Origin of the sequence: Limnoglobus roseus (assembly GCF_008254045.1) — a bacterium.
GTDB classification, from domain to species: domain Bacteria; phylum Planctomycetota; class Planctomycetia; order Gemmatales; family Gemmataceae; genus Limnoglobus; species Limnoglobus roseus.
Genome location: NZ_CP042425.1, coordinates 645796 through 664929, shown reverse-complemented (window position 1 = coordinate 664929; position 19134 = coordinate 645796). Strand labels below are relative to the sequence as shown.

Sequence of the window (19134 nt, the reverse complement as noted above, 5' to 3'; positions counted from 1 at the left end):
CCGTGCCCGACACCCGTAAGCACCGCGGCCCCGGCCCGCAAGACGCGGAGTGGTTCGGCCCCGAGGCACGGCCGGCGCTCGCCGCCGCTACGGCCGACCTTTCGTGGCTCTTGTCCCGCGGCTACGCCGAACCGTCGTCTCTGAAACTGGTCGGTGACCGGTACCGTCTCGTGGAGCGGCAACGGACGGCGGTGCGGCGGTCGGGCTGTTCCGACGCGGCCTTCGCCGACCGCCGGGGTCGCCGGGTCGACCACCAAACCCTGGGCGGCCGACCGTTGCGGATCGACGGGTTCAACCTCGTTTTGACGCTGGAATCGGCCCTCGGCGGGGGCGTCGTCGTCGGCGGGCGGGACGGGTGTTTCCGCGATTTGGCGAGCGTTCACGGGACGTACCGTCGGGTCGCGGAGACGCGCCCGGCCCTCGAACTCGCGGCGAAGTGGCTGAAGGCGTGGGGGGCGGGGCCGTGCGTGTGGCTGCTCGACGCGCCGGTTTCGAACAGCGGTCGCCTCGCTGAAATGGTCCGGGCGGTGGACCCGTCGTGGTCGGCCGAGGTGGTGCCCGATCCCGACGCGATCCTGTCCCAACCCGGCGACCTCGTCGTCACGGCCGACGCCGCAATCCTCGACCGTTGCGACGGGTGGGTTAACCTGGCCCGCGGGTTGGTCGAGGCCGCCGTCCCCACGGCGTTCATCGTAGACTTGGGATAGCCGAAACTGTCCCCCGGCTCAGATGCCGGCCAGGCGTGTCTGGGCGTCGCCGAACTTTTCGAACTTCACGCCCATCCGGTCCATCAGCGACAGGTACAGGCTGCACATCTTGCGGTTGTCGTTCCCCTTGCCGACGTAGTCGAGGACGCGGCCGGTCGCGAGCGTGCCGCCCAGCCCGCCGGCCAGCAAGACCGGCAGCTTACTCGAGTCGTGGTTGCTGCCCGACCACATGCTGTTGACGAACATCAGGCACGAGTTGTCCAGCACCGTCTTGTCACCTTCCATCATCGCGTCGAGCTTGGTGGCGAGGTAGGCGTACTGGCTACAGTAGTAGCGGGAGATGCGCTCGTAGGCTTCGGACTTGTCGTTGTGGGACGCCGAGTGGTGGGCGTCCCGCACGCCGAGGAACGGGTAGAACAGGCCCGACAGGTCGCGGCACAGCACCAGCGTCGCGACCCGCGTCTTGTCGGTCTGGAAGCCGATCGCCACGATGTCGCACATGAGCCGCATGTGTTCGCGGAGGTCTTCCGGCAGGCCGTCGTCCGGCCGCTTCATCGCGACCACGGGCTTGTCCTTGCCCTTCGCCCGGTCGTCGGCCTTGTCCTTGTGGGCGCGGGCCGAGTCGATCCGCTTTTCCACCTCGCGAACGCTCGTCAGGTACTCGTCGAGCCGAGCACGGTCGCTGGCACTCACCTTGCCGCTCAGGGTCGCCGCTTCTTCGCCGACGCGGTCAAGGACACTCTGATTGCGCCGGCTGCCGCGGTTGTCGAACAGGCTGTCGAAGGCTAACGAGGGGTACGCTTCCAGCGGCACGGGCGAGGTCGCGTTCTGCCAGGAGATGTGCGAACTGTAGGCCATCGAGAAGTTCGTCTCGTGGTAGCCCGTGATCGGCTGCTCGCACCCGAGGACGAGGCTCGGCGTTTCGGTCGCGTCGCGGTAGTGGTTGGCCAGCACTTGGTCCATGCTGATGCCGCCCCGCAGTTCGGCCCCCTTCTGGAGCGACGCCCCGGAGAGGACGTTGCCGGTCTGGCCGGGGTGGATGCCGACGCCGGTGGCGGACTTGTTGAACAGGCCGGTGATGAAGTTCAGCTTCTCCTTGAGCTTGGCCAACGGTTCCAGGCTCTTGCCGAGTTCCATCGTGGCCCCGGACCCCTTCGCCCACCAGTGGTCGGCGTTGATGCCGCACCCCATGAACAGGGCCGCGAACCGCTGCGGCGGGGCGGTCGTTTCGGGCGAAGCCCCCCACACGGGGAGCGACTCCAGCCACGGAAGGCCCATGGTGACGCCGACGCCGCGGAGGAACGTGCGGCGGGAAGCGGAAGTCGGACGGGATGGGGTCATGTCGTTCTCACTTGGTGCCGGCCGCGGCCTCGCCGCGCTGGTTGAGAAACTGAGGGCTGGTGATGATCGCTTCCACCAGGCTCGAAAAGCGGTAGTCGTTCGCTTCGAGCTTGGTGCGCATTTCCCGAACGAGCTTCTCGTCGGAGAGCAGCAGGCTGCGGCCCAGGGCGTAGGTCAAGAGCTTACGGCCGAGGTTGTCGGCGAAGTCCTGTTGGCGGTGGCCGCGGATGTACGCGGTCAGGCCCGCGAGGCCGTCGCCAGTGCTCCCGCCCGGGAACGTGGCCTTCGCGTCCACCGCCCGGCCGCCGAGGTCTTTTTCGCGGCGCTCGCCGACCGGGCCGTAGGCTTCGAACACGAGGCCGAGCGAGTCGAACCGCTCGTGGCAGACGGCACAGGCCTTGTCGGCCCGGTGCCGGGCCAGGGCTTCTCGCAGGGTCAATTCGCCCAGCTTCGCCTCGTCGGCGGGCAGTTCGGGGACGTTCGGCGGGGGGGCGGGGATGTGCTCGCCGAGCACCCGGCGGGCCACCCAGTATCCGCGCTTCACGGGACTGGTCCGCAACCCCGGGGCGTTCTTCGTCAAGAACACGGCCATCGGCAGCAGCCCGCCGCGGCCGTACTTTCCGGCTCCGTCAACTCGCGTCCACCCGTCGGCCCCGCCGGTGGAAACCGGCATCCCGTAGTGGCGGGCGAGAGCCGGGTTCACGAACGTGTGATCGGCGTACAAGAAGTCGAGGACCGAGCCGTCCCGTCCGATCAGGTCCGTGAAGAACCGCACCGGCTCCTCGAACATGGCCTGCCGCAGGTCGTTGTCGAAGGCCGTGAAGCGGCCGCGGTCCACCGCGTTGTGCTCCTCGAACCGGCGGATGTCGAGCCAGTTCCCACCGAACTCGGTCGCCAGCCCGCGGGCCTTCGGGTCCTTCAACATGCGGCGGGCCTGAGCGGTGAGCACCTCCGGGCGGTGCAGATCGCCCGCGGCGGCGTGGGCGAGCAGTTCCTTATCCGGCAGGCTCGCCCACAGGAAGTAGCTTAGCCGGCTGGCCAGCGCGGGATCGGTCAGCGGCCGGGTGGTGCCGGTGGCCGTTCCCGGGCCGGGCAGGTCGACGCGGAAGCAGAAGTGCGGGGACATCAGCACGGCAACCACGGAATCGCGGATCGCGTCCTCGTGGCCCAGCCCGTCGCGGTCGCGCAGCGAGCGGTAGAACGCGGTGAGGCGGTCGCGGTCCGGACCCGTCAACGGCCGGCGGTAGGCCCGTTCGGCAAACTGGTACAGACTCGCGAGGTGGTGCGGCTCCGCTTTCAGTCGGGCCTTGTCGAGCCAGCGGAATGTGGCCCCCATGCTCTGGAAGTAATCTCGGATCGCGGTCTGGGCCGTTTCGTTCGCCCCCGCCCGCTTGGCCTTCGCCAGATAAGCGTCGGCGAGCTTGCGGACCTTCACGTCGCTCGTGCAGTCCTTGTCCTCGGAGCGGAAGCTGTCGAAGACTGCGTCCCGCAGGAACGTCGAGTCGGTGCGGTCGAACCAAATGAACCCGGTGTACTGGCGGACCGGGGCGTTCGTGGAGAAGTCGAGTTCCTGCCACAGGCGGTCGAGAGTCTTCCGCTGGGCGTCGTCGAGCATCAATTCGTAGAGCGGGCCGTCGTCCCGGAAGTACCCCATCTGGCTGTGGAACCCGGCACTCAACAACCGCCCGGCGAGGTTCTTCTCGCCCGCCGCGTTCAAGTACACCCGCGCCCGTTCGGACACGTAGAAGGCGTCGGGGAAGGTGCCACAGAACGGCTCGAACGTCGCCTCGTAGTGCTTCGCGGCGTCCCTGTCAGCGGGTGCGACCATCGCCTTCGCCGCAGCTGAGTCCGCCGGCAAGCGGAGATCCTTGACCGTGAACGCCCCGCTGACGTACCGCATTCGGTTGGCGGCGAACTGGCGGTTCTTCCACAGCACCAGTGGTTGCGAGCCGTCGTGGACCTTCGGGGCGGTCAGGTTCTTCACCGTCGGCACGAGCTTGGCTCGCAGGTCCGTGGCGAACTCCCGCATCCGCTCGCAACTGACTCGGGCGGCCTCTAACTTGTCCGCCCCGCCGGCCGGTAGTTCCTGCCACATCGCCTGAAGGGCGGCGATCGGGCCAACGTCCTCGGGCTTCTCGGTGAGCGTGCCCCAGACCGTCGTCAGGTACTTCGGGCTAATCCCCGCCTCAGTCGCGAAGTCGTTCAGGGTCGCCTCGGGCCGACCGAGGGCGGCGCGATTCTTGTACCGCCACGCGGCGAGGAAGTAGTCGGCGAGGTCGGTCCGTTGGCTCTTGTAGAAGGCGATGATGCGGTTGACGCAGAACTTGTCGCGGTCGGTTTCGGTGACGGTCGGGTGCGGGGCGAACTCGAACCCGGTCGGCGTGAACACCAAATGGTCCGTCACCCGCCGGGCGGCTTCCAGGTACTTCTTCACCAACGCCGGCGACGTGGCCAACGACTCACCGGAGTTGTCAAACCCGGCCTCGTTCGCCGGGTCCACGGGGAAGTCGCGGGTGGGGCGGATGTCCACGCCGGTCAGGTCGCGAACCGTGTAGTTGTACTCGGCGTTGCTCAGCCGGCGGGCCGGCACCGGGCCGGGGTCGCCAGCGGTCCGGTCCCCTTCGTACTTGCGGACGGCCTCCACCCAGGCGATGACCTCGCGGCGGAGTTCTTCGGTCGGTTGCTGCTTCGCCGTCTTGGGCGGCATGTCGCCGGCCCGCAGGCGGTCGAGGACGAGTTCCCACCGCTTGTGGTCCGCGGTCACGGCGTCGAGGGTCGTGAACGGACTGAGGTCGAGGTCGCCCTTCGGCTTCGCCGACCCGTGACAGGAAATGCAATGCGTCTGCACGAACGGCCGGACCGTCTTCTCGAAGGTCTGTTCCAACCGGGTCGCGTCGGCTGCCGGCTTCGGCGACTCGGCGCAGGCGGCCGTGAATCCGACGAGGGCGGCAACCAGCCACCGGGCAGAGATCGGAGAGCGCACGGGGCCGGGCATCGGGTTCACTCAGCGGGCCGGTCGGGAGGGGAGCGAAGGGCAAGGCGGGATTGTCTCATTCTATCGCGAACCGCCGGCAGTGTCTCGCCGAGTTCCCTGATCACCCGATCTTGTCCGAAGCTCTGACCGACCAGTAATGATAGAAATCTGAGAAATTGTTACTTGCGTTCCAAGGCCGGCCTTCGGTACTCTCATAAATGACGACTCAGCAGCACATCTTTTCCGCCCTGAGTCGGCATCTCTTTTATCGAGGTTTTCATGACCATCCGCCTCCCCCGCGGCCGGCGTGCGTTCACATTGATTGAACTGCTCGTCGTCATTGCCATCATTGCCATCCTCATTGGGTTGCTCCTCCCGGCTGTGCAGAAGGTCCGCGAGGCCGCCGCCCGGATCAAGTGTGTCAACAACTTGAAGCAACTCGGCCTGGCCATTCACGGCTACCACGACGCCAACGGCACGCTCCCGCACGGGTCGATCCTCGACCTGACGCAGCAGACGCCGACAATCGGCCAACGGCAGCACTCGAACTGGGCCATCGCCGTCCTTCCGTTCGTGGAGCAAGGGGCGCTGAGCGCGAAGATCCAGGCCGTAACGCGGAACAACTGCGTGGGCCTGCCGCCGGACGATTACAACGACGCGAACGCCTCCCAGGGGTTCGTCCAGCAGTACCTCCCGTTGCACGTTTGCCCGAGCGACATCAACGCGAACAAGATCCTGGAGCCGGAGTCGAAGGCGGGCGACGACCCGGCCGGGCGGATGTTCATGACCGGCTCGTACCGGGCCGTGTGTGGGGTCGGCGACGTGACCAACAACAAGTGGTGGGACACGTACGACGGGGCGACGCCGGCCGGGAACCTGAAGGGGCCGATCCACGTTCAGAGCCGTGCCCTCGGGCTGAAAGGGGAAACGATGCTGGCCATTCAGGACGGCACGTCGAACACGTTCATGGTGGGCGAGTACACGACGGCGACCCACGAGCGGCGGGCGACGTTCTGGGCGCGGGCGTACACGTCGTACAGCATGGGGTCGGCCAGCGGCCAGGCCCGGACGCTGCTGGGCGACTACGACAAGTGCGTCGCCGTGGGCGGGACCGGTGGCGACAACCCGTGCAAGCGGAGTTTCGGCAGTCAGCACACCGGCGTCATCAACTTCCTCGCCGGCGACGGTTCGACCAAGTCCATCCGCACGACCATCGACGCCGTCACCGTGTTCCCGGCCCTTTGCACGATCGCCGGCGGCGAAGTCGTCGCCGCTGACTACTAACCGGGGGGATCGCGTGCGACGAACGAGTTTATGGGCCGTGTGCCTTCTGGCCGCGGCCGCCGGGTGCGGTGGGTCGGCGGCGAACGTGTCCGGGGTGGTGACGCTGGACGGCAAGCCGCTCGAAGGGGCGGCCGTCACGTTCGCCCCGCAGGGGGACAAGGACAGCGTCGGCAGTTCCTACGGGAAGACCGACGCCCAGGGCCGGTACACCCTGAAGACCGTGGTTGGGGACAAGCCGGGGGCGGCCGTCGGCAAGCACAAGGTGTCGATCAGCCTGACCCAGTCGGCCGACCCCAAGAACCCCGAATCGGCCGCCCGTGAAGTTGTGCCGGCCAAGTACAACGTCAAAACCGAATTGAGTTGCGACGTTCCCTCCGGGGGAACGGACAAGGCCGACTTCGACCTGAAGAAGTAGCAGTGACTCTGTTGCGCGGCCTCGTGTCGCGCAACCACCATCGGGGCCGTCCGTAGCCCCGTGGTCCAGCCACGCACATCGTCGTCCTGAAGCGATCCGAGACGGTCTGGAAGCCCTCAAGCGAGAGTTGGAGAAGAGGAAAGGGTGACCCTGTAACGAACACGGCGGACGTCGGGGGCAAGCCCGGAACGACAACGTCCGCTCATTCGCCGCGAGTCTACTGCCTTACGCCTTCGCCTTCGCTCGCGGCTTCGCCAACACCGCGAGCAGGTACAGGCCGGCCACGATCAGCAGGAGTGCCTTGATCCCGGTCACGAAGGTCACCGTCTGCAACAACCCGCCAGCGAGTGAGCCGAAGAGGTTCGCCCCGAGGGCCTCGTCTTTCCGCTCGGCCTTCTCGAACGATCGCATGAAGACGATGCCGCTGAACAGCATCGGCAGGCTGGTCAGCAGGCCGACCACGGCCGCCTTCTGCCAGTACGGGAGGAAGCCGAACTGCGACAGGTCGAGGAAGTACAGGCCCAGACACGTCCCGATGAGGGCCGCGTAGACCGGGCCGGCCGGCAGCTTTTTCGCCCACCCGGCCAGCGCGTTCGCCAGCAGGATCATGATTAGGATGCCGGAGATGATGACCGCGCTCACGACCCAGGTGTTCCCCAGCACCACGGCCGCCTTGCTGATGTTCTGCACTTCCAGCAGCATGAACGCCGCCCCCAACAGGAAGAAGTGCGTCTGCGACCGCTCCCAGCCGCGGAGGATGTGTGGGGCCGTCCGCTCGCGGAGGCCGAGCCAGAACAACACGCCGAGGGCCAGGGCCAGCAGGAAGTAGAGCGGCGGAATCTGCCGGTGTTCCAGGTAGATGTACGGCCAGTCGTCCGTCGCCATCTCGGTTGCCGTCGCCGACCGGGCGGGCATGTCCGCCTGCCACGCGGCCATCAACGTCGTGAAGCGCGGGTCGGCCGCGACTTGCGCCTTCGCCGCCTCTTGATCGCCGGCGACGAACATCACGCCGCCCCACCCGAAGCCGTTGGTCGGCACGCGGAACGTCATCGGCTCGCGGCCGAACGCGGCGGTCAGGGTGCGGGCCATGCGGTCCACGATGTACGGCTTCTGCGCCTCGAAGCTCAGCAGCGCGACGCCGCCGGGGTTCAGGAGCGTTTTCGCGTGCGTGAGGCTTTCGAGCGTGTAAACGTAGTGGTCGAGGCGGGCGTTCGTCATGGCCGTCGTCGTGTGCGAGTCGAGAAGGCCGAACGCGATCACGTCGAACTTCTCCTGCGTCGTCGCGAAGTACGACCGGGCGTCGTCGTTGACGACCACGACCCGCGGGTCGTCGTAGGGCTTCTCCGGGTGCAACCGGCGGCCGAAGGCGATGATTTGCGGGTCGATCTCGACGGCCACGACCCGCTCGATGCCGTTGCGGAGCATGCCGGCCACGTCGTTGCCCGACCCCGCCCCGACCACGAGGGCCGTCTTCGGGTGCGGGTGCAATTTCGGCGGCACGTCGTACTGCGAGAACCCGCGTTGTTCCGGCGGGTACGAGTCCGGGTTGGCTGCGACGACCGCGGGGCGGAGGTCGATGGTGGATTGGTAGCCGACGTTGTTCACGCCGATCATATAGGTGCCGATGTCCGCCAGGTGCGGCAGTCGCTCGCCGCCGAACTTGGCCCAGACGGTCGGTTCGGGCTTTTGGTAGTCGAACACGGCGAGTTTCTGGTACGGCGACCACCGCGTTTCCTGCCAGCCCGGTTCGTACCCGGCCAGCAAGCCGCAACCGACGACGAAGGTCAGGAGTAGGGCGTCCGTCACTTTCGATTTCCCACCGGACCCGACCCAGTACGCCGCGCCGAGGGCGAAGACGCCGAACCACGCCACCGGCGGTAGGCCGAAGGCGCTGCACGCGACGAACAGCCAGATGCCGACGAGGCTGCCGGCCACGTTCACAGAGTACGCCCAGAGCGTCCGCGGGTGGTCGGCGAGTAACGACCCGAGCAACTGCCCGACCGGAACGAAGATCGCCCACAGGAGTCGCATCAACAGGAGCGTGATTCCGAGACCGATCGCCCCGCCCACGACGGCGGCCACGCCGGACATCTCGTCGCCGCTCCAGATCGTCAGGCCGGTCGAGCCGCTGAGCAAATCCGTGATCGCTTTCCCCAGGCCGATGCGCGTCGGCGGGAACGCCAGCAAGCCCGCGAGGACCGAGAGCGGCACGAGCACGTTCCGCAGGGCGAAGACCTTCCGGCAGTCCCAGCAGCCCATGCCGAGGCCGAGGAAGCAGACCACGAGGACCGTGTTTTGGAGGTACGCGAAGATGCGGATTTCCGTCGTGACCCAGCGGATGAGCATCAGTTCCAGGAACAGCCCGACCACGCTAATCAGGAAGAGTTCGAACGTCTTCCCGGTCGCCGGTTTCGACACGCCCCGCGGCATCGGCGTTGTGGTGAGAGATGGGGATTGAGTGTCCGTCAACAATTCCATGATCGCAAGCTCGCGGTGGGGCCTTACGCAACAGCGACTGTGCCGTTGATGAACACCGTAGAACAAGTTCTCGCGGAACAGGAAGAAAAGTCGCCACTACTAAACTCTGCCGGCACAACCGCTAAAAGCTGCCTCGCTTCTCGATCTGAATGGAGAGGAAGTTCCGCGACCGCCCGGTCATCGCTGGTAAGATGGCGGCATGCCAGGAGTCTCTCCATGACCCGCACACGCCGCGCGTTTACGCTCATCGAGTTGTTGGTGGTGATCGCCATCATCGCGATCCTCATCGGTCTACTCCTGCCGGCCGTGCAGAAGGTGCGAGCGGCGGCGGCGCGGATCAAGTGTTCCAACAATCTCAAGCAGATGGCCCTGGCCGCGAGTGCCTACGAGACGACGCTCGGCGAGTTCCCGCCGGGGTTGGCCCACCCCGCCCGCAACGGTCGGTACACGTCGCTGTTCGTCGAACTGCTGCCGTACCTGGAACAGCAACCGCTCTACTCTGCCTGGAACTTCACCAGCCCGATCACAAACAACGCCAGTCCGACGGCCCCCGGGGCCGCGCCTCTCGGGTTGTTCGTATGCCCCGCCGAACCGATCCAGGCCAACCCTGCGTCCGGTGGGTCAGTCACGGCCGGCCGATCCACTTACGCCGGCAATGGGGGCACGCGGTCGTTCCCTTCGTCCGATGCGAAGGTCGATGGCATGTTCTTCGAAACGGGGCCGAGCGGAAAGCCGACGGCGAACCGGGCGGCCGTGCGGCAGACCGACGTGCAGGACGGCACGTCGAACACGATCCTCTTCGGCGAGCGGGTGACGCAGGACGGGGCGATGAACTCGTGGCTGCAAGCGAACATCATGCCCGCGCCGACGCCGCCGCTTCAGGGGTTGGACGGGTACATGTTCTGGTCGGCCCCGCCGTCGCAGTGGGCGATCGCGAACGTGACGTGCGCTGCAATGGGCAGCATTAACGCCGGCTACCCGAGCAAGTACGACCCGGCGGCGTACGGCCCGAACCCGATCCCGCCCACCGACTGGAACGGCATGTCCGACGCCTGGGCGAGGCGGGTGTCGGCCTATGGCAGTCGGCACACCGGCGGGGCGAACTTCGCCCTGGTGGACGGCAGCGTGCCGTTCTGGAAGGACACGCTGCCGCTCGCGACGCTGCAAGCCCTCAGCACGCGGGCCGGCGGGGAAGTGGCGGCCGTGGACTGAAAGGTCACACGCTGACGAACACGCCGCCCAGGAAGTTCGGGTCGAACGCGAGGTTGTACACCGTCTGCCGCGTGATGAAGCCGGACCCCGCGGTGAGTTGCGACACCTCCACCTGCCCGACGACGCCTTGCCCACCGATGCCGGTGAGCAGGTACCCGTTGTTGACACTGTTGAGGATCACGGCCGCCCCGACCGTGACGCCGTTCGTGTACCCGGCGTACGAGAAGCTGTAGAGCACGTCGTTCAAGCCGAGGCCGGTGAAGTTCCCCGCCGAGATCGTTGCCCCGTTGTAGACCGCGTAAGTGGCCGTCACGCCGGGGCCGGTGCCCACGGCCACGTCGACGAACCCGTCGCGGTTGTAGTCGGCCGCCGCGACGTACAGGCCGGTGCGGAGGTTCGGGTCGAACGCGAAGAAGTCGGCCCGCGTGTCGCCCAGGTCGTTGCTCGTGTACAGCAGTTGCTTCGCCGCGATCGGGCCGCCGGCGAGGACGCGAACCCGCGGCCCGCCGCCGATGCCGGGGGCCACGACGAGGTCGGAGAACGCCAGCCCGCCGAGCGGCGAGGGGCTGGCCGCCACGGTGATGCCGTTGCGGAACGACGGCTCGAAGGCGAAGAAGTTCGCGACCGTGTCGTTGACGTTGTTGCTCGTGAACGCCCGCCCCTGGGCGGTGATTTGCGCGCCGTCGAGGATGCGGACCCGCGGCCCGCCGCCCGGCCCGGCCCCGATGACGAGGTCGGCGTTGTTCGCGCCGATAAAGCTGCCGGTCGCCACGTTGGTGCCGCCGCGCTGCGTGCTTTCGAAGGCGAAGAAGTCGGCGAGCACGGCCGCGTCGTTGATCTGCCCCGACCCGTCGGTGAACGTCCCGCCCGTCGTGGTGAAGAACCGGCCGTCGATCACCTTGACCCGCGGCCCGCCGCCCACGCTCGCCCCGACGATCAGGTCGGACACGTTGTCCCCGTTCACGTCGCCGATGGCCGTGGTCACGCCGCCCGTGAAGGTGTTCTCGAACGCCAGGAAGTCGGCGACTTTCACGCCGGTCGTCGTGCTGAAGACTTCTACGCGGGGCGATCCCCCCGGCCCGCCGCCGACGGCGAAGATTGTCGGCCCCGCCGGCACGTCGCGGGCTTCCAGCAGTTCGGCCCGCAGGCGCACTTTCGACTCGCTCATGAATGGTTCCCTCAGGGCGTTCTCACATTCTAGGCCGGAGGGTACCGCAGGCTGCGGGGCCGGGGCAAGGCGAAATGGCCCTACTTCGCCACGGCCTTCTTCGCCATCGCGTTCAGGCGGCGGGACGGGTCGCCGGTCGCGACGTGGGCCAAAACTGCCCGCGATTCCGGCGAGCCGATGCGGGCGAGGACTTCGACCGCCCGGTACTGCCGCAGCAACTCGCCGCCGACCGCGTCGGACTGCTTCAAGATCTTCTCCAACCGCTCGCGGGCTTCAACGGACGGCGTGGTCTTCAACTCGGCTTCGAGGATACCGCGGAAGTCGATCAACACCTCGCGCAGTTCCTTCATGGCCGACTCGCGGTCGGCAAACGCGGGGGCTTCGAGGGCGGCCAGCCATGCTGCGAGTTGCATCTCTCCAACGATCGGCAACGGCTTCACCTTGTCGCGCAACAACGCCACGCTCGCATCAGGGTTCGCGACCATCGTCCGCATCGCGGCGAACGCTTGTTCCCCATCGGGGCCGAACAACTTTGCCCAACTCTTCGCGGCGTCGAATGGTTCGCGGGTGGCCCACAGGTCGAAGGCCACGCCCGGCCCGTCGGCGGTGGCCACGACGAGGTGCGACCCGTCCGGCGTGAAGGCGAGAGCCTGCCCCACGTCCGGCAGGGCGTAATCCTGCCGCAGAATGCCCGAGGACGTTTCGTAAAGCGCGGCACGGTAGCCGGTGGTTCCTCCCTCGAAGACAATCGCCACCGTGCGGGCGTCCGGCGAGAAGGCCATCAGCCGCGGTTTTCGCGGAATGACGAACCGGAACGCCGGCTTCTGCCCGCCGCCGGGACGAACGGCGAAGAGGTTTACGCCGTGTTCGGTGCGGATCACGTCGCCGGCCATGTTCGTGATCGGTTTTATGTCGCTGAGCGCAACAAGTCCGCCGTCGGCGCTCACGGCCAAGATCGGCGGCGTGTCGCACCAGGACCAATCTGTCTCGCCGATTTTGCGGCCGGCTGTGTCGTGCCAGTGCAGTTGCACGCGGTGCATGAGATCGGTGTCACCGGTCAAGCCCGGAACGGGGCCGTGTTGGACCACGACCGTCCGCGTGTCGGCCGACACAACGGCCTCGGTGATCGGTGTCGGGTAGGCGGGACTGTAGGCCAACGGCTTCACGTTCGCGAGGGCCGCAGGGTGAGACATTCGCAGAATGCGGGAATCCCGCTCGTCGCCGGGGCCGATGGACATCACGCGGCCGTCGGTCGTGAGGCCGCGGAACGCCGTGAACATACCGCACGGTACCGGGCCGGCAATTTTCTTCTCTGCGGGCACGTCCCAGAGTTCCAGCGTCGCTCCCGCGTCGTTCGGCACTTCCCAGGCGGCGAATCGGCCGCCGAGCGACAGCGCCGCCCACCGGCCGCGGGCCGCCGGAGCGGGCAGGATGCGCGTGCGCATCCCGGTTCGCACGTCCCACGTCTCGATGTCGTCTGCGAGCGTGACGACTTCACCCGGTCGCGAACTCTGCGTGACTGTGAAGCCGCCGACACGGTCGGCCGATTGCGGCAGACGATTGCCGGTGGCGTCGAGGAGCGTGATCGCGTTCTTCGTGGCAACCGCGATGGTCTTGCCGTCGGGCGAGTAGGTGATGCAGCGAGCATGTCGGGGTATTTCACACAGCCAATCTCGTTTCAGCCGAGGCTGCTGAAACTGGAAATCGTAGCAACCGACCATCCCGTGATTGCGGTCGTGGAACTTGTAATCATCGTGCTGAGGGGTCGCCGCCAGTATTTTCGCGGAATCGGGTGAGAAGGTTGCACGGCCTTTCAAGATGGACCGCCCGAGGGGACGGTGGAGTTTGGTCGCACCTTCAAAAATCCAGGCTGATCCCATTCCTTCTTCTGTTTTCTGGGCCATCAGCCATTTACCATTAGGTGAGTATTCCAGTGCCCAGTTCCCACCTAAATCGGTGTCGTTTAAGATGTCAGATTTCGCGATCGACCCGCCAGAACGAAGATTGTAGGTTTCAAAGCGATCCACCCCGGCGACCGAAAGCGTGTTGCCGTCCGGGGCGAATGCGATGCTCCGTTTGAACGCGGAATCGCGGCCGATTGGCAACGCCCACACGTCCCGCCCGGTCTTCGCGTCGATGATGAAGCACGTCTCGCCTTCGTGATAAGCCAACCGCCTGCCGTCCGGCGAGAAGCGGAACTCCTCGACACGGCCGTGGGACGGCAACGCCAACTCCCCCGTCCGCCGGCCGGTTTCCAGGTCGAATCGCACGACCCGGAACTTTCCATCCGCGGCCGCTTCTAGCGTGACGACCTCCGTGCCGACTGCCAGCAAGTGCATCGGCACGACCATGCTGAGGCGGCCGCTCTCGCTCAGTTCGCGGTTCAGGTCGGCGGTCCACTTCCGGTTGCCGGTGGCGGCGTCCCAGGCGGTGATGCCGAGGCGTTGCGTGTGGCCGGCGAGGACGGTCTTGCCGTCCGGGCTGAAGGTCAGTTCGACGATCGTACTATTCGGCGACGTGCGGAAGTGCGTCGAGTGGCCGAACACGACCGGGTCGGCGGCGGACAGCGGTCCGACCATCAGTGTTAGCAGGAGTGCGAGGTGGAAACGCATGGGCGTGGCCCTCGGGGTTGGCCGGCCTGAAACCTTTTCGGGTTCTGAGGTGTATTCTCTGGTACGTCTGCCCGCCGAGTCTACACATATCATGGGCGGACCACTCGCGACAACCCGGAGCTGTCATGCCGACCCGTCGGGGCGTGGTCCTCATTCTCATCTTCTGGCTCTGCACCGTCGGCTACGTCGGCTACCGCGACGTATGGCCGCACCTGTTCGCGGACACGGCCCCGACCGCGTGGATCGACCTGTCCGACGAAGCAACGCAAGCCCTGCCGGTGCGGTGGGAGTTGTACCGCGGCGACACCCGCGTCGGCAAAGTCAGCACGCAGATGAGCTACGACGCCTCCACGGACGGCTTCCGGTTCGTCACCAAGTACCGCGGTGATCTCGCCGTCGATCTCTTGGGCGTCGCGTTCAACATTCCCACCTACGACATGAGCACCACGCTCGACCGGGTGGGCCGGCTGCGGGCGCAGACGATGAGCGCCACCTTCGCCGTCAAGACTGTCCTCTTCTCGAACGGCGGCACCGCCACCACCGAGGGCGTCGTGAAGGACGGCACGCTCACCGGTAGTTATAAACTCGTGGCCGAGGGGTTCGACTCGGTCGAGGGGCCGCTAAAGCCGACGCCGGTTCCCGACGGGCAGGCGCTTAACCCGCTCCAGCCGGTGAACCGCCTCCGCGGCGTGCGGCCGGGAATGCGGTGGCTCATCTACGAAGTGAACCCCATGGGCGAGGCGATTGCCGGACTCAAGGACACGATCCTCAAGAAGATGGGCACGTCGCTGTTGACCGGCAGCGAGCCGGCGGAACGGCCGGCGATGATCGCGACCGTCGGCGACCGGCCGGAAGTGCTGAAACTCAAACGGAGCGAGTACGACTGTTGGGTGATCGAAGTCCGCGGGGAGCACGGCACGACGACGGTGTGGGTGCGGGTCAGCGACGGCTCGGTGATGCAGCAGGTGGCGAAACTGGAAGGCGAGACGATGCGCCTGGAGCGCGAGGAGTAGGACACCATGATCGACATTGCGAACGTCTCGAAGCGCTACGGCAACAAGGTGGCGGTCGAGGACTTGAACCTGGCCATCCCGGACGGCGAACTATTCGCGTTCCTCGGGCCGAACGGCGCGGGCAAGACGACGACGATCAAGATGCTGTGCGGCCTCTTGTTCCCCACCACCGGCACCGTCCGCGTCGGCGGGTTCGACGTGACTACCCACGGCGACGAGTCCCGCAAACTCGTCAGCTACGTCCCGGACCAGCCGTTTCTGTACGAGAAGCTGACCGGCCGCGAGTTCCTGCAGTTCACGGCTGACCTGTACGCGATGGACCCGGACCACGCAAAGGAACGCATGGAGCGGGTCCGGCAACAATTCCACCTCGACGAGTTCCTCGACACGCTGACCGAACGCTACTCCCACGGCATGCGGCAGCGGACCGTCTTCGCGGCGGCTCTTTTGCATGAGCCGAAGTTGCTGATCGCCGACGAGCCGACGGTAGGGTTGGACCCGAAGAGCATCCGCGAACTGAAGGTGTTGCTCCGGCAACTGGCGAAGGGCGGCACGACGGTCTTTCTGTCCACGCACACGCTCGACATCGCGCAGGAGTTGGCCGACCGCGTCGGCGTGATCCACAACGGCCGCCTGATCGCGTGCGATACCGTGGACGGCCTCCGCAAGAAGGCGAACTCCGACGGCACGCTGGAAGACGTGTTCATGAAGATCACCGAGGAGTCGCCGAGTTTGGAACCCGGAGCGGAAGCGATGGGGTGAAGGCCCTCCACCCCATCGCTTCCGCTCCGGGTTCCAAAAGGCAGAAGCATCGTCGGCCGCCTATGATAGATTCACCTCTCGCCCACCACCTCGGATCGGCCCATGCACTCACTGCTGCGCTTCGCCCCCGTCGTCGTGCTGATCGGCCTCGCGGCCGTGAGCTTCCCGTCGAGTGCGAAGGAGGACCGCCCGGCGAAGTACGAATGTCGGTGGGCCGACGCGCCGATCACTCTCGATGGCGAAGCGAGCGAAGACGCCTGGAAGCACGCCCAAGTTATCGACTCGTTCCGCCTGCCGTGGCTCGGCAAGGACGACCGCCCGGCGAAGGAAGCGACCCGCGCGAAGCTGCTGTGGGACCGCGAGTACATGTACTTCTTCGCCGAGATGGACGACGCCGACCTGTTCGCCGACGTGACCGAACACGACGGCAAGGTCTGGGAGACGGACGCCTTCGAACTGTTCTTCCGGCCGTCGAAGCTGCACGCCGGATACTTCGAGTTTGAGGTGAACGCGGCCAACGCGACGCTCGACGCCTTCTTCCCGAAGTACGACCAAGCGACCCTCGGCAAGCAGATCAAGACCGGCGACTTCCACCTGGAATCGAAGGTGAAACTCCGCGGCACGCTGGACAAGCGTGATGACGTTGACGCCGGCTGGAGCGTGGAGGGCCGCATCCCCTGGGCCGACTTCCTGCGGGCCGGTGGTCGGCCGACGCCGGGCGAAGAGTGGACGTTCTCGCTGTGTCGGTGCGACTACCACAAGGACTGGAAGCAGCCTGAATTCAGTACGACGGCCGCGATCAAGGAGAAGAAGCTCGGGTCGTCCTTCCACCAGATTGACGACTACACGCCGATTACCTTCGTCGGCCCGGACGCGACGACGGCGATGCCCTACGGGCTCGCGAAGCGCGTCCCGGTGACGAGTTCCACCGTGGTCGGCTCGCCGGACCCGCCGCTGCCGTACAAGGCCGTGCGCGTCTACCCGGACTTCTCGCCGAACTTCCCGATCATGGTGAAGCCGATCCCCGGCAGCGATCAACTCATGTACATCGGTGAGGACGGGCCTTACGCCGGCACGCACCTCTGGCGGGTGAAGGACGATCCCGCCGTGAAGACGGCCGACGCCGTGAAGCTGTTCGACACGCCGAAGGACAGCATCGCGACCGACTTTTGTTTCCACCCGAAGTTCGCCGAGAACGGTTCCGTCTACCTCGGCTGGAACGGCCCCGGCAAGGGCGTGCGAAAGAGCAAGTTCAGCCGCATCACGCGGTACACGATGAGCACGAAGCCGCCGTACACGCTCGACCCGAAGAGCGCGAAGACGATCATCGAGTGGGAGTCTGACGGGCACAACGGCGTGGCCGTCTGCTTCGGGGTGGACGGCATGATGTACGTCACCAGCGGCGACGGCACGGCCGACTCCGACCGCGATGTGATGGGGCAGAGTACCGACACGCTGCTGGCGAAGGTGCTGCGCATCGACGTGGACCACGAGGAGAACGGCAAGCCTTACGCGATCCCGAAGGACAACCCGTTCCTGAAGGAAAGGCAGTTCGCCCCAGAGACGTGGGCGACCGGGATGCGCAACCCGTGGCGGATCGCCTGCGACGCGAAGACCGGTGACATCTGGGTCGGCAACAACGGCCAGGACTTGTGGGAGACGGCCTATCTCGTTCGCCCGCGGGACAACTACGGCTGGAGCGTCACCGAGGGCAGCCACCCGTTCTACGATCGCAAGACGAACGGCACGCCATTGACGAAGCCGGCGATCGAACACAGTCACGCCGAGTTCCGCTCGCTCACCGGCGGCGTCGTTTACTACGGCACGCAACTGCCGGAACTCAACGGCGTCTACCTCTACGGCGACTACTCGACCGGCCGCGTCTGGGGCATGACGCACGACGGCACGAAGGCGACGCTGCACAAGGAACTCGCCACGCCGCGGTTGCAGATCACCGCCTTCGGCGTGAACACCCGCGGCGAACTGCTCATCTGCGACCACCGCGGCAAGAGCGAGGGCGGCTTCTACACGCTCGTGCCGAACCTCGACGCGCAGCCGTCGAACTTTCCCCGCAAACTCAGCGAGAGCGGCCTGTTCGCCGACGTGCCGACGCACGCGATGAAGCCGGGCGTGATTCCCTATTCCGTGAACGCCCCGTTCTGGTCGGACGGGTTGCACAAGGAGCGGTTCGTCGCGATTCCGTCCGCGGAACAGGTCGAGTTCACACGCAAGAACGGCTGGAACTTCCCCGACCGCACGGTAATCGTCAAGAGCTTCGCGCTGGAACGCGAGGAGGGCAACGCAGCGAGCCGCAAGTGGGTGGAGACGCGCTTCTTCACGAAGCAGGGCACCGAATGGGCCGGCTACTCGTACCTCTGGAACGACGCCGGCACCGACGCGGAATTGGTCGGCGGCGGTGGGTTGGACAAGGAGTTCACGGTGAAGACCGCGGCCGGCGAGCGGAAGCAGGTCTGGCACTACCCGAGCCGCTCCGAGTGCATGGTCTGCCACAGCCGCGCGGCGAACTTCGTCCTCGGCTTGTGCGAAGTGCAGATGAACAAGTCGCACGACTACGGCACCTGCACCAGCAATCAACTCCGCGAGTGGGAGCACCTCGGCTTGCTGAAGTACGACGGTGTAAGCGAGGCCCGCGGCAAGCCCCGCGAATGGGGCGAGGCGAAGGGCTTGAAGGGGAAGGAACTCGACGACTTCGTCGCGGTTCACGGCCAACAGCCGAACCAACGACAGCCGAAGGGGTCGAGTTTGCTGCACCAGAGCCCGGCCGCGTTCCGCAAACTCGTGGACCCTTACGACGCGAAGCAAGACCTGACGGCCCGCGCGAAGTCGTGGTTGCACGCGAACTGCTCGTCGTGCCACGTCGAGGCCGGCGGCGGCAACGCGGCGATGGAATTGGAGTTTACCACGGCCCTCGACAAGATGCGGATTCTCGACGTGAAGCCACTGCACCACACGTTCGACTTCGCCGACGCGAAACTGATCGCCCCCGGCCACCCGGAACGATCGGTACTGCTAAAGCGGGCGAGTTTGCGCGGCCCGCACCAGATGCCGCCACTGTCGAGCACCTGCGTGGACGAACGCGGCGTGGCAATGCTGAAGGAGTGGATCGAGGCGATGAAGAAGTGAACGTTATGACGCGGCCGGTGAGAG

General features: G+C 66.4%; 12 protein-coding genes. 7 read left to right on the top strand and 5 right to left on the bottom strand.

Features of this window, described 5'->3' with window-relative positions; genetic code table 11:
- Positions 1–2 precede the first annotated feature (2 nt).
- Positions 3–707, top strand: a complete 705-nt coding sequence (locus PX52LOC_RS02625; RefSeq protein WP_168218771.1) for a DUF434 domain-containing protein — start codon at positions 3–5, stop codon at positions 705–707.
- Positions 708–725: 18 nt separating this feature from the next.
- Here PX52LOC_RS02625 and PX52LOC_RS02620 read toward each other — a convergent pair whose 3' ends face one another.
- Positions 726–2048, bottom strand: a complete 1323-nt coding sequence (locus tag PX52LOC_RS02620) for a DUF1552 domain-containing protein (RefSeq protein WP_218575270.1) — start codon at positions 2046–2048, stop codon at positions 726–728.
- Positions 2049–2055: 7 nt separating this feature from the next.
- The gene (locus PX52LOC_RS02615; protein WP_218575269.1) at positions 2056–5043 is read right to left on the bottom strand and encodes a DUF1592 domain-containing protein; all 2988 of its coding nucleotides are present in this window, start codon (positions 5041–5043) and stop codon (positions 2056–2058) included.
- A 258-nt stretch (positions 5044–5301) separates the two neighbouring features.
- Here PX52LOC_RS02615 and PX52LOC_RS02610 point away from each other — a divergent pair, with 258 nt between their 5' ends.
- Together PX52LOC_RS02610 and PX52LOC_RS02605 are read left to right on the top strand one after the other, a co-directional pair.
- Positions 5302–6306, top strand: a complete 1005-nt coding sequence (locus PX52LOC_RS02610) for a DUF1559 domain-containing protein (protein ID WP_149108622.1) — start codon at positions 5302–5304, stop codon at positions 6304–6306.
- Between the two features lie 37 nt (positions 6307–6343).
- On the top strand, positions 6344–6721 hold the full coding sequence (locus tag PX52LOC_RS02605) for a DUF4198 domain-containing protein (RefSeq protein ID WP_149108621.1): 378 nt from the start codon (positions 6344–6346) through the stop codon (positions 6719–6721).
- Between the two features lie 225 nt (positions 6722–6946).
- On the opposite strand, the gene PX52LOC_RS02600 is transcribed toward PX52LOC_RS02605, so the two are convergent.
- Entirely contained in the window at positions 6947–9199 is a 2253-nt protein-coding gene (locus tag PX52LOC_RS02600; RefSeq protein ID WP_149108620.1) for a spermine/spermidine synthase domain-containing protein, read from the bottom strand.
- A 216-nt stretch (positions 9200–9415) separates the two neighbouring features.
- On the opposite strand from PX52LOC_RS02600, the gene PX52LOC_RS02595 reads away from it, so the two are divergent.
- Entirely contained in the window at positions 9416–10411 is a 996-nt protein-coding gene (locus PX52LOC_RS02595; protein ID WP_168218770.1) for a DUF1559 domain-containing protein, read from the top strand.
- A gap of 4 nt (positions 10412–10415) precedes the next feature.
- Here PX52LOC_RS02595 and PX52LOC_RS02590 read toward each other — a convergent pair whose 3' ends face one another.
- The gene (locus PX52LOC_RS02590; RefSeq protein WP_149108618.1) at positions 10416–11579 is read right to left on the bottom strand and encodes a hypothetical protein; all 1164 of its coding nucleotides are present in this window, start codon (positions 11577–11579) and stop codon (positions 10416–10418) included.
- 80 nt (positions 11580–11659) lie between these two features.
- Positions 11660–14191 carry a WD40 repeat domain-containing protein gene (locus tag PX52LOC_RS02585; protein WP_168218769.1) on the bottom strand — a complete coding sequence of 844 codons (2532 nt, stop codon included), beginning with the start codon at positions 14189–14191 and terminating at the stop codon, positions 11660–11662.
- Between the two features lie 125 nt (positions 14192–14316).
- On the opposite strand from PX52LOC_RS02585, the gene PX52LOC_RS02580 reads away from it, so the two are divergent.
- The 3 genes from PX52LOC_RS02580 (at position 14317) to PX52LOC_RS02570 (ending at position 19110) form a co-directional block, all read left to right on the top strand.
- Complete coding sequence (locus PX52LOC_RS02580) at positions 14317–15204, top strand: hypothetical protein (protein ID WP_149108616.1); 888 nt, start codon at positions 14317–14319, stop codon at positions 15202–15204.
- 6 nt (positions 15205–15210) lie between these two features.
- The gene (locus PX52LOC_RS02575) at positions 15211–15966 is read left to right on the top strand and encodes an ABC transporter ATP-binding protein (RefSeq protein WP_149108615.1); all 756 of its coding nucleotides are present in this window, start codon (positions 15211–15213) and stop codon (positions 15964–15966) included.
- A gap of 102 nt (positions 15967–16068) precedes the next feature.
- Complete coding sequence (locus PX52LOC_RS02570) at positions 16069–19110, top strand: PQQ-dependent sugar dehydrogenase (protein ID WP_149108614.1); 3042 nt, start codon at positions 16069–16071, stop codon at positions 19108–19110.
- Positions 19111–19134 lie beyond the last annotated feature (24 nt).